This is a genomic window from Kitasatospora sp. NPDC032757 (genome assembly GCF_055579305.1).
On the sequence record NZ_JBVINN010000010.1, the window covers coordinates 84,467 to 96,014 of the forward strand.

At 73.2% G+C, this 11,548-nt stretch carries 12 protein-coding genes; 8 read left to right on the plus strand and 4 right to left on the minus strand.

Annotated elements, in window-relative coordinates:
• The first annotated feature begins 365 nt into the window (after positions 1-365).
• From nhaA to ACZ5WK_RS14905, 4 genes are all read left to right on the plus strand, one after another.
• Positions 366-1,922: a Na+/H+ antiporter NhaA gene (gene nhaA, locus ACZ5WK_RS14890; protein ID WP_465547734.1), complete on the plus strand. Its 1,557-nt coding sequence runs from the start codon at positions 366-368 to the stop codon at positions 1,920-1,922.
• Between the two features lie 215 nt (positions 1,923-2,137).
• Complete coding sequence (locus tag ACZ5WK_RS14895) at positions 2,138-2,614, plus strand: phage holin family protein (protein ID WP_465547735.1); 477 nt, start codon at positions 2,138-2,140, stop codon at positions 2,612-2,614.
• 232 nt (positions 2,615-2,846) lie between these two features.
• Complete coding sequence (locus tag ACZ5WK_RS14900; protein ID WP_465547736.1) at positions 2,847-3,893, plus strand: alpha/beta fold hydrolase; 1,047 nt, start codon at positions 2,847-2,849, stop codon at positions 3,891-3,893.
• Between the two features lie 323 nt (positions 3,894-4,216).
• Positions 4,217-4,426, plus strand: a complete 210-nt coding sequence (locus tag ACZ5WK_RS14905; protein WP_465547737.1) for a hypothetical protein — start codon at positions 4,217-4,219, stop codon at positions 4,424-4,426.
• Positions 4,427-4,569: 143 nt separating this feature from the next.
• On the opposite strand, the gene ACZ5WK_RS14910 is transcribed toward ACZ5WK_RS14905, so the two are convergent.
• From ACZ5WK_RS14910 to nth, 4 genes are all read right to left on the minus strand, one after another.
• Positions 4,570-5,271, minus strand: a complete 702-nt coding sequence (locus ACZ5WK_RS14910) for a metal-dependent hydrolase (RefSeq protein WP_396326014.1) — start codon at positions 5,269-5,271, stop codon at positions 4,570-4,572.
• Between the two features lie 208 nt (positions 5,272-5,479).
• A complete protein-coding gene (locus ACZ5WK_RS14915) occupies positions 5,480-6,664 on the minus strand; it encodes a MarP family serine protease (RefSeq protein ID WP_396326013.1) in 1,185 nt (394 codons plus the stop codon).
• 166 nt (positions 6,665-6,830) lie between these two features.
• Entirely contained in the window at positions 6,831-7,562 is a 732-nt protein-coding gene (locus tag ACZ5WK_RS14920) for an NUDIX hydrolase (protein WP_465547738.1), read from the minus strand.
• A complete protein-coding gene (gene nth, locus ACZ5WK_RS14925) occupies positions 7,559-8,428 on the minus strand; it encodes an endonuclease III (RefSeq protein WP_465547739.1) in 870 nt (289 codons plus the stop codon). Before nth ends, ACZ5WK_RS14920 begins: the two co-directional genes overlap by 4 nt.
• A 276-nt stretch (positions 8,429-8,704) precedes the next feature.
• On the opposite strand from nth, the gene ACZ5WK_RS14930 reads away from it, so the two are divergent.
• The 4 genes from ACZ5WK_RS14930 to ACZ5WK_RS14945 all read left to right on the plus strand — a co-directional run bounded on the left by ACZ5WK_RS14930 (position 8,705) and on the right by ACZ5WK_RS14945 (position 11,431).
• Positions 8,705-9,115, plus strand: coding sequence for a VOC family protein (locus ACZ5WK_RS14930; protein ID WP_396326010.1), 411 nt, complete (start codon positions 8,705-8,707; stop codon positions 9,113-9,115).
• A 168-nt stretch (positions 9,116-9,283) separates the two neighbouring features.
• Positions 9,284-9,748 carry a helix-turn-helix transcriptional regulator gene (locus ACZ5WK_RS14935; RefSeq protein ID WP_465547740.1) on the plus strand — a complete coding sequence of 155 codons (465 nt, stop codon included), beginning with the start codon at positions 9,284-9,286 and terminating at the stop codon, positions 9,746-9,748.
• 359 nt (positions 9,749-10,107) lie between these two features.
• Positions 10,108-10,605, plus strand: coding sequence for an iron chaperone (locus ACZ5WK_RS14940; RefSeq protein ID WP_465547741.1), 498 nt, complete (start codon positions 10,108-10,110; stop codon positions 10,603-10,605).
• Between the two features lie 160 nt (positions 10,606-10,765).
• Entirely contained in the window at positions 10,766-11,431 is a 666-nt protein-coding gene (locus tag ACZ5WK_RS14945; RefSeq protein ID WP_465547742.1) for a TetR/AcrR family transcriptional regulator, read from the plus strand.
• Positions 11,432-11,548 lie beyond the last annotated feature (117 nt).

Genomic DNA, 11,548 nt, shown 5'->3' on the forward strand with positions numbered 1-11,548 from the left:
TCGAAGGTCCGTACTTCACCGAAGCTCCGCGCAGAGGCGGACCTCGGTGCTGCATCGAAGGTCCGCGCTCCGCCGGGGCGGCCACGCGGACAGGGTGGGCGGTAAGAGGGGCGGTCTGGGCATCGTCGTGCCTCCAGTACACGGCTGCGCAGCGGCTACGCAACGGCGGGAAGGGGGAACCGCGCCGCCCGGACGGGCAGCGCCTGCGATCGACGACAGGGAGGCGTTCACCCGTCTGCATGCGGCCGGCTCCATTCGGGTGTCATCGGCTGCCGTCGGACGCCAGGCGTCGAAGCAGAACAGGCCGCCAGGCCTTAAGTCCTGAAATATGACAAGAAGCATGCCCGCTTGTGCTTCCGGCTAGAATGTCAAAGACGCATCAAGATCCCCGTCGGAACGTCCAGGGAAGACCTCCCGGATCCACCACGGAATCCACTGCGTCACAGGGCGCGCCGGGAAGTCTGGTCGGCACTGCACCACAGGTGCATCCGTACACCGTTCCCCGCCCCAGGAGGTCACGCGTGGCCAGCCAGCCGCCCGTCAACGAGCCGACGACCCGCCGCCGCCAGCTCCTCGGCAGGCTGTCCTTCCCCGAGCGCACCTACATCACCGACGCCCTGCGCACCGAGACGGTCGGCGGCATCCTGTTGCTCGTCGCCGCCGTGACGGCCCTGATCTGGGCCAATGTCTGGCCGCAGTCGTACGAGAGCGTCCTCGACTACACCATCGGGCCGTCCACCCCGTTCCACCTGGACCTCACCCTGGACGCCTGGGCCAAGGACGGCCTGCTGACGATCTTCTTCTTCGTGGCCGGCATCGAGCTCAAGCGCGAGTTCGTGGCCGGCGAACTGCGCAGCCCCAGCGCCGCCCTGCTACCCGTCATAGCCGCCCTCTGCGGCGTCGCGCTGCCGGCGATCCTGTTCGCCGTGGTCAACTCCGGCGGCGGCGGGCACCCGGGCGGCTGGGCGATCCCGACCGCGACCGACATCGCCTTCGCCCTCGGTGTGCTGGCCGTGGTCGGCAGCCACCTGCCCTCCGCACTGCGGGCCTTCCTGCTCACCCTCGCCGTGGTGGACGACCTGATCGCGATCCTGATCATCGCGATCTTCTACAGCTCCGGCATCAAGTTCTGGGCGCTCGGGCTGTCCTTCGCCGGCCTGGTGCTGTTCTGGTTCCTGCACCGGCACAACGTGCACGGCTGGTACCTGTACGTGCCGCTGGCCTTCGTGATCTGGGCGCTGATGCACGAGAGCGGTGTGCACGCCACGGTGTCGGGCGTCGCGATGGGCCTGATCCTCCGCTGCCACACGGTCGGCGACGAGAAGTACTCCCCGGGCGAGCACATCGAGCACCAGGTCCGCCCCCTCTCGGCCGGGCTGGCCGTCCCCGTCTTCGCCCTGTTCGCCGCCGGGGTGACGATCACCGGGCCGGCGCTGGGCGAGGTGTTCACCCAGGCCACCCCGCTCGGGATCATCCTCGGCCTGTTCGTCGGCAAGACCGTCGGCATCTTCGGCGGAACCCGGCTGACCGCCCGGTTCACCCACGCCGAGCTGAACCCGCAGCTCAAGTGGGCCGACATGTTCGCCGTCTCGGTGCTGGCCGGCATCGGCTTCACCGTCTCGCTGCTGATCAGCGAGCTTGCCTTCCCGGATGACCAGGCGCTGGCCGACCGGTCCAAGGCCGCCGTCCTGGTGGGCTCGCTGCTCTGTGCGCTGGTCGCCACCGTGCTGCTGAAGCTGCGCAACCGGCACTACCGCGAGCTGTGCGAGGAGGAGGACCGCGACCTCGACCACGACGACGTCCCCGACGTCTACCAGCAGGACGATCCGGCTTGGCAGGCCCGGGTGACGAAGCTGGCCGACCACCCGACGGAGGGCGGTCCGGACGGTGACGCCCCGTCCGGACCGGCCGCCCGCGGCTGAGATGCACGGCCCCGCCACGCGGGAGGCAGGGGGAGAGCAACGGGGAGCAGGGGGGACACATCCCTCCGGCGGGGCCCCGGAGTGGTGTGTGACTGACCGCTGGGGGCATGATTCTGAGCTGTCGACAGTCCACAGACGCCTCCGGGCCCCCTCCGGCCCCCGGAACCGCACCGCACGGCGGCGTCACGCCGCACAGCCGCAGAGGAGAACCGCTGATGCCCGCAGGAGCCGCAGACCCGTCCAGCAACGGCCGGGCGCCCTACGAGGGCGAGCGTTCGGTGGGGCAGCTGTTCGCGGCGGCCACCGCCGACCTGTCCGCCCTGGTCCACGACGAGATCGCGCTCGCCAAGGCCGAGCTGCGCGCGGACGTCAAGCGCGGCGTCTCCGGCGGGGTCTCGCTGACGGTCGCCGGCGTGGTGGCACTGGCCGCCGTTCCGATGCTCAGCGCCGCTGCGGCGTTCGGGATCCACGCGCTGGGCCTCTCGCTCGGCTGGTCGTTCCTGATCGTCGCCGGCGCGTACCTGCTGCTGGCGGTGGTGCTCGGGCTGCTGGCGCTGAGCTCGTTCAAGCGGATCGAGAAGCCCTACCGCACCATCGAGGGCGCCCAGAAGACCGCCGACGTGCTGAAGAACGCCCGCCCGCGCCCCGCCACCCAGGAGGAGATCGACCGGGCCCTGGGCCGCATCCCGTAAGCCCGGCAGCACGCCGGCCGGCTCCGCCCATCGGCACGCACCGCTGCCGTCCGGGCGCCGCCCCGGACGACGGCCCGGGCGGCCACCTCGGACGACGGGCCGGACCGGGGCCGGGCGGCGGGTCGGCCGGCGGGCCCCGGGCGGTGCACGGACGGCAGCCCTGCCATGGTCTGACGCACCGAGACCGAGTGCCGGGCGCGTGTCCGGTGTACGGATGTGACACGCTCTCGGTATGCCGCTCGACCAGAAGCCCGTGCCCGCGCAGCCGTCCGCCGACTCCGGCCCCGACCGCGCCGGCGGCCAGGACGCCGTTGACGAGGCTGCCGACAGCGCGACCGCGGTCGCCGAGGACGGCACCGCGGCGGCCGTGCCCGAGTCCGTCTGGGACGTCCGGCAGACGGGCCCCTGGACGCACCGCGACCTCGCGGCCAACGGCGCCCGGTTCCACATCGCCGAGCTGGGCAAGGGCCCGCTGGTCCTGCTGGTGCACGGCTGGCCGGAGTACTGGTGGGCCTGGCGCCACCAGCTGACCGCGCTCGCCGAGGCGGGGTACCGGGCCGTCGCCCTCGACCTGCGGGGCGTCGGCGGCAGCGACCGCACCCCGCGCGGGTACGACCCCGGCAACCTCGCGCTGGACATCACCGGCGTGATCCGCTCGCTCGGCGAACGCCGGGCCCACCTGGTGGGCCACGCCTCCGGCGGCACGCTGGCCTGGGTGGCGGCGGTCATGCGGCCGTCGGTGATCCAGAGCCTCACCGTGGTCTCCGCCGCACACCCGCGCGACCTGCGCCGGGCACTGCTGACCGACCGTCGCCAGATCGCCGCCTTCGACCACGTCCTGGGCTTCCAGCGGCCGTGGATACCCGAACGCCGCCTGGTGGCCGACGACGCCGCGCTGGTCGGCCGCTACCTGGACGCCTGGACCGGACACAACCAGCTGGACCGGGGGGCGGTGGCCGCGTACCGGCAGGCGATCCAGATCCCCAGCACCGCGCACTGCTCGGTCGAGCCGTACCGCTGGCTGCTGCGGTCGATGGCCCGCCCGGACGGCATCCAGTTCGCCCGCCGGATGAAGAAGCCGGTCACCGCGCCCACCCTGCACGTCCAGGGCGCCTCGGACCCGGTCCTGCTGTCGCACACCGCGCTCGGCGGCGGCGAGTACGTGGCCGCACCGTACCGCTGGCGGCTGATGCCGGGGGTCGGGCACTTCCCGCACGAGGAGGCGCCGGAGGAGTTCACCGCCGAGCTGCTGGACTGGATCGGCCGCCACAAGGACTGAGCCGCCGCGGCCCGGAAGCGGCGGGCGCCGGTCACTGCGGGGCCGTTTCACCGGAGGCACCGGCCACCGCAGGCACCGGCCACCCGGGGCCCGGAAACCGCCGCCCTCGGTCGCGCCGGGGCCTGGAAACCGCCGGCCTCGGTCGCCCCGGGATTCGGCTGCCCGGGCGGCCTGGCCCGCCGACGGGATGAGTGCGGGACCGGCCGCCGGCGGGACTTCGGACTCCAACTCCCCCTGCTGTGCGCTCATATGACAAACGCATAGGACAAGTTGCCTCGTGCGCGAGCGGTTACGCCGACCGGCCCAGGGGCATCCATTGCGGTATGACCTGGATGCCCGATCGCGGCAGCGCTCCGCGCGGCCGAAGCCACAACAGCTCGCAGAGGTCCGGCCACCGCCCCGACTGGACGGACGACCTCGGATACGACGGCGTGGACCGCCGTCAGCGCTCGGCTCAGCGGGAGCTCGGCATCCCGCGCATCCTCGGCCGCCGGGCCCGCTGGGTGGGCGCACGGCTACGGCGCGAGACCTGAGGCCTCGCGCCGCGCTCCCCGGGCGGATCCCCCTCGCAGCGGGCCGCTCCTGAGTCGGGCCGTTCCTGAGGCGGATCGGATCACCGGACGGGTCGGCTCACCAGCCGGCCCGGATCACCGGACTGATCACCTCACCGGACGGGTCAGTTCACCACCGTCGGCGACAGCGCCGTGAACCAGAGCAGCACGAAGGTCGCCACCGACATGATCGGTACCAGCACCTTGGTCTCGATGTCGTTGCCGCTGCGCTTGATCAGCACCACCTCGTAGCGTTCCTTGTGCGGCCAGAGCAGCGGCGCGCCCTTCTTCGTCAGGCAGTCGCCCAACAGGTGCGCGAGCGTGCCCAGCGCCACCGCGTACGGCAGCCAGCCCGGCGCGTTCGGCATCCAGGTGTTCATCCCGGCGGTGCCCAGCGCGGCGAGGCCGATGATGGTGATCCACATCGTCGGGCCGTCCCCCGGCGGGTGCAGCCGCAGGGCCCGGATCGCGAGCGCCAGCAGGAAGAACGTCAGCCCGAGGGTGAAGTCGCGGCCGAGGAAGGTGACCCCGGCCCAGGTGCCGCCGCCCGTCAGGGCGACGAACAGCAGCGAGTGGGTGGCGTGCCGGTGGCCCCCGGAGACCCAGGCCACGAGGCGGCAGAGCACCCTGGAGATCGGGCCGAGGAAGTTGGCGATCGTCCCGTCGTGGTGGTCGAGGTCCGGCAGCAGGGCGGCGCCCGCGCACAGCACCGTGCCCATCAGGATGTCGGCCGGCTGGAGCGTGGTGTCCAGCAGCAACGGCGGCAGGAACGGCGCGGAGGCCGCGTACAGCATCGCCCCGCTGACCGCGTGCGAGTGGCCCATCATCGAACCTCGCCGACCTCCGCCCGGCCCACCCCGGGACGGCGCCCAATTGAGCCGAACGGGTGAGCGCGGCCGACGCTATCAGCCGGGCCCGACCGCACGCCGGGCATCGGCCGGACATCGGCCGGTGCGGTGCGTGCGGCCGGTGCGGTGCGTGCCGTGGGTGCCGTGGGTGCCGTGGGTTCGCCGGACCGGCGGCCCCCGGGGGGTGTCAGAGCGCGCAGCCCTGGGTGTCCACCCTGCCGGTCGCCGTGCTGCCCTGGACGGCGTCCTCGCGCACCTCGGCGGCGGTCAGCACGTACCCGGTGTCCGCGCTGTCCAGCGACTTGGCGAAGACCACGCCGAACACCTGCCCGTCCGGGGTGAGCAGCGGGCCGCCGCTGTTGCCCTGGCGGACGAGCGAGCGCACCGAGTAGACGTCCCGGACCACCTGGCCGCGGTGGTAGATGTCCGGGCCGTTGGCCTGGATCCGGCCGCGGATACGGGCCGGCTGGACGTTGAAGGCGCCGTTCTCGGGGAAGCCCGCCACGATCGCGCTGTCGTTGGTCTTCGCCTCGCCCGCGAAGGCGAGCACCGGCGCGTTCAGCTTGGGCACGTCCAGGATCGCGATGTCGCGCTGCCAGTCGTAGCGGACGACGGTCGCGTCGTAGAGCTGGCCGACGCCGCCGATCTGCACGGTGGGCTCGTCCACGCCGCCGACCACGTGGGCGTTGGTCATCACCCGGTGCGGGGCGTAGACGAAGCCGCTGCCCTCCAGGGTCTTGCCGCAGGAGGTGGCGGTGCCGACCACCTTGACCAGGCTCTGCCTGGCCCTGGCCACAGCCGGGCTGGCGGCCAGCGCCGGATCGGGGGTGTCGACCTGGGTGATCGGCTCGTGCTCGAAGGGGTTGAAGACCTGCGGGAAGCCGTTGCGGGCGAGCACCTTGGAGAAGTCGGAGAACCAGTTGGGCGCGTCCGAGGGCAGGGCGTCCTGGACGCCGCCGAGCACGGCCGAGCTGCGGACCTGCTTGGAGACGGTCGGCAGGGACGTTCCGGCGAGCGCCGAACCGATCAGCCAGGCCACCAGCAGCATCGAGATCACGTTGACCACGGCGCCGCCGGCCGCGTCCAGCGCCTTGGCCGGGCGCCGGTCGATGTGGCCGCGCAGCTTCCAGCCGAAGTGGGTGGTGATCGCCTGGCCGACCGCCGCCAGCACGATGACCACCACGACGGCGATCACCGAGGCGGTGGTGCCGGGGCTGAGGTGGTCGAGCAGCAGCGGCAGCAGCTGGACGGCGACCAGGCCGCCGCCGAGGAAGCCGAGGACCGACATGATGCCGACCACGAAGCCCTGCCGGTAGCCCGACACGGCGAATCCCACGGCGGCGGCGATCAGCAGCAGATCCAGGACGTTCACCCCGACACCCTCCCACGACCGGCCGGGCGGCCGCGCCGAGAGCCGTACGGACGTTCCTGCCGCCCGCCGCACGGACGGCAGTGCGGACCGCTGCACGGGCCGCCGTACCGACCGCGGAACGGCCCGCCGCACGGAGCGGCGCACCGACCGCCGTGGGGGCGGCCGGTCACGTCTGCCTGGCGTCGCCGCCCAGCAGCGCGCGGGAGCGGTCGCGGTCGCCCTGCGCCAGTTCGATCGCCTCCTCCGAGAGGTCGACGGTCCGGGAGGTGTCCCAGGGCAGCTCCAGGCCGCTGTGGTGCAGCACCCGGTCGATCACCCCGGCGGTGAAGCCCCAGACCAGCCGGCCGCCGACCGCGAAGGCCGGGCCGAGGTGGCCGGACGGGTGGCGCAGCCGGACCCGGTTGGCCGGGTCGGTCAGCTCGGCGAGCGGCACCCGGAAGACCGCACCGGTCTCGCCCGCGTCCACCGGCCGCACCGGCGACTCCCTGCGCCACCAGCCCAGCACCGGGGTCACCACGAACCGGCTGACCGGGATGTAGAGGGCGGGCAGCGCCGCGAAGACCTGCACCCCGGCCGGGTCCAGGCCGGTCTCCTCCCACGCCTCGCGCAGCGCCGCCGCGACCGGGCCGGGCCCCGCCGGGTCCCCGTCCTCCGGGTCCAGGGCGCCGCCGGGGAAGGACGGCTGGCCGGCGTGCGAGCGCAGCGACCGGGCCCGCTCGATCAGCAGCAGGTCCGGCCCGGCCGCACCCTCGCCGAAGAGCATCAGGACGGCAGCCGCGCGGCCGCCCTCGGCGGGCGGCAGGAACCGGCTCAGCTGCTCGGGCAGCACCCGCTCGGCGGCGTCCCGGACCGGCTCCAGCCACCCCGGGAGGCCGTCCCGTTCGATCCTCGCGGTCACTCGGCCACCGCCAGGTCCGCGACGTGCCCCTGGTGCGCGGCGGCATCGGCCCGCGCCGCCGCCTCCCCCGGGAAGTCGGCGGGCGGCCGCAGCCGCTGGCCGGGCTGCCCGCCCATCTCGTACTTGAGCAGCTTCTTCGCCTTCTCCTGGTCCAGCTCGCCCTCCCCGTACGACGGGCAGAGCGGCGCGATCGGGCAGGCACCGCAGGCCGGCCTGCGGGAGTGGCAGATCCGCCGGCCGTGGAAGACCACCCGGTGCGAGAGCATCGTCCACTCCGCCTTCGGGAAGATCTCCGCGACGGCCGCCTCGACCTTCTCCGGGTCCTCCTCCGCCGTCCACCCGAACCGCCGCGCCAGGCGCCCGAAGTGGGTGTCCACGGTGATCCCCGGGACCCCGAACGCGTTGCCCAGCACCACGTTGGCGGTCTTCCGGCCGACGCCCGGGAGGGTGACCAGGTCCTCCAGCCGGCCGGGGACCTCGCCGCCGAAGGTGTCCCGCAGCGCGATCGAGAGGCCGATCAGCGACTTCGCCTTCGCGCGGAAGAAGCCGGTCGGCCGGATGATCTCCTCCAGCTCCTCCGGAACCGCCGCCGCCATGTCCTCAGGCGTCGGATACTTCGCGAACAGCGCGGGCGTCGTCTGGTTCACCCGCAGGTCGGTGGTCTGCGCCGACAGCACGGTGGCCACCAGCAGCTCGAACGGGTTGTCGAAGTCCAGCTCCGGGTGTGCGTACGGATACAGCTCCGCCAGCTCCCGGTTGATCTTCCGTGCCCGCCGCACCATCGCCAGGTGCGACTCCGGTTTCCTCGGCTTCACCGCGGACTTCGCCTTCGGCGCGGCTGCCTTCCGGACCTTGCTCTCTGCCATGCACGAAGGCTACGCCCACGGGCATCGTCTTCAGGGGGGATCCCGCCGGGCCGCCTCGATCGAACTACCGGGCGCCGAACGGATCGTGCCGGCGTGAGGACGGGACCGGCAGGCCCCGACGGCCCGGCCGCAGGCGGGCGCTCGCATCAGGGGCCGGGCCGGGGGCTGTGTCGGAGGCCGTGTCCGCGGCTGCGCCGGAGGCCGTCTTCCCCGGGCGGCCGGACCGGTCAGGAATCGAGAAGCGCCCGCCTTCGGGCCGCGGCTAGCGTGACGGCCATGGACATCACCATTCACACGACCTTCCTCCCGCACGACGACCCGGACGCCGCCCTGGTCTTCTACCGGGACACCCTCGGCTTCGAGGTCCGCAGCGACGTCGGACAGGGCAAGATGCGCTGGATCACGGTCGGCCCCGTCGGGCAGCCCGGTACGTCCATCCTTCTCGCCCCGCCGGCCGCCGACCCGGGCATCACCGAGGAGGAGCGCCGCACCATCGTCGAGATGATGGCCAAGGGCACCTACGGCTGGATCCTGCTGGCCACTCCTGACCTCGACGGCACCTTCGAGAAGCTGCAGGCCGGTGACGCCGAGGTCGTCCAGGAGCCGACCGACCAGCCGTACGGCGTCCGCGACTGCGCTTTCCGCGATCCCGCGGGCAACCTGGTCCGCATCCAAGAGGTGCGCTGAGCCGTCCGGCAGCCGGTGAGGCCGTGATCGCCGGTGTCACCACCCGCGAGGCATGCGGCGGCCGGCGCTCCCCCGGCCGCCGCCCGCTCCGCACACGCCGGCGAGCACCCCGTGCCTGCCCCGGCAGTCACCCGGGTGCTCGCGGACACCGATGGAAGGAGTTCTCTCATGTGCCGTCCCGCATGGGCGCGCGCACTGACCGCGGCGCAGCGTCTGAACGACCTCGTGCGACTGCGCCGTGTCCGCGACCGGATCGACCGCGAGTACGCGCAGCCGCTGAACGTCGAGGCGCTCGCCCGAGGCGCGAACCTGTCGGCCGGGCACCTCAGCCGCCAGTTCCGGCTCGCCTACGGAGAGTCCCCGTACGCCTATCTGATGACGCGTCGCATCGAGCGCGCGATGGCACTGCTGCGCCGTGGCGACCTCACTGTCACCGAGGTCTGCTTCACGGTCGGCTGCTCGTCGCTGGGCACCTTCAGCACCCGCTTCACCGAACTGGTCGGCATGCCGCCCAGCGTCTACCAGCGCCGCGCGGCGGACGCCGCCCCGGGGATTCCGTCCTGTGTGGCGAAGCAGGTGAGCAGGCCGATCAGGACCCGGCACGTGCCCGCCCCCGAGCTGCACTCGGCGTGATCCGGCCCGCTCAGGCCCTCTGCGCGAACTCGAAGAGCCCTACCAGTACTTCCTGATCCGGCCGCGGCGCATCCAGGCCTGGCAAGGGGGGCGAACGCGCTGCCGGGACGCGACCTGCTGCGCGACGGCCGCTGGCTCGGCTGACCGTCCGCCCCGGAGCGCCAGCCGTCCCGACGACCGATCAGTTTCGGAGAAGCCGTCGCCGCCGCGGATCCCTAGCCTGGGATTGTCCCGATCAAGCCCCGCAAGGCCCACAACCTCTGGAAGTCCTGCAAGGCCCGCAAGCCCCGGAATTCCCGCAAGTCCCGCAAGTCCCGCAAGCCCGCAAGTCCTGCCAACCCGCGCGAGAGGAACCTGCCATGACGAGCACGCAGACGTCCGCCAAGAGCACCGGCCCGGCCGACGAGAAGTACGACGGGTTCACCGCTGAGGAGCGCAGCGCGATGAAGGAGCGCGCCCGGGAGCTGAAGGCGACCGCACGGCGCGGATCGCGCGCAGCCAAGCCGGACCCGGAGGTCGAGGTGCTCGCGAAGATCGCCGAGATGGAGGAGGCGGACCGCGTCATCGCCGAGCGGATCCACGCCATCGTCAAGGCCAGTGCGCCGGCCCTCTCGCCGAAGCTCTGGTACGGGATGCCCGCGTACGCCAAGGGCGGCAAGGTCGTCTGTTTCTTCCAGAGCGCGCAGAAGTTCAACTCGCGGTACGCCACGCTCGGCTTCAGTGACCAGGCGGTGCTCGACGAAGGCACCATGTGGGCGACCACCTACGCCCTGACGGAGCTGACCGCCGCCTCCGAGGCGCGGATCGGCGAGCTGATCAGGACGGCCGTGGGCCCTGCCTCCTCCGGCGACCGCTGATCACCGCCCGGGCGCGACCGGGCAGGTGTGGGCCCTTGCACGGGCACCACCCTCCGGTCCGGCGTGGCCGGCGGTGGCGCCCCGCGACGGGGTGTCACGCCGGCTCTATAGCGTCCGAACGGTCGGATGCCATAACGCTTCCGCTGACTACACTGACGCGGTGAGCCCGAGGAGATCCGTCGCCGACGCCCGCCGGACCCGCACCGCGATCCTGCGCCGCGGCCTGGACGTCGCCTCGGTCGAAGGGCTGGAGGGCCTGACCATCGGCCGGCTCGCCACCGACCTGTCGATGAGCAAGTCCGGCGTGCTCGGCCACTTCGGCACCAAGGAGAGCCTGCAGCTCGCCGTCGTCGACGAGGCGGTGGGGCTGTTCGTCCGCGAGGTGGTTCGGCGCGCGGCCGCCGCCGGCGCGGCGCCCGGACTGCCCCGGCTGCTCGTCCAGTGCGAGGCGTGGGTCTCCTACCTGGAGCGCGACCTGCTGCCCGGCGGCTGCTTCTTCACCGCCGTGACCGCCGAGTTCGACGACCGTGAGAGCGGGCCGGTCCGGTCGGCGGTGGCCGCCAAGAACGCGGTCTGGCAGCGCGAACTGCGGTACCAGGCCGGGCTGGCGATCGCCGCGGGCCGGCTGCCGGCCGAGCCGGACGCCGAGCAGGTCGTCTTCGAGCTGACCGGGCAGGTACTGGCGCTCAACCACGCCCTCCGGCTCTACCGGGACCACGCCGCCGCCGACCGGACCCGGCGGGCGATGCGGCGCCTGCTCGGGCTGCCGGCCGCATCCGAGGGGCGACCGGAACTGGCCGCGCTGCCGGAGCCGGGCGGCTTCTGAGGGCTCGGGACGGGTGGGCGGGCGCGGGAGAGGGGGGACCCCCCCACCCACGCCCCCCCCACCCCCCCCCCCCCCCCCCCCCCCCCCCCCCCCCCCCCCCCCCCCCCCCCCCCCCCG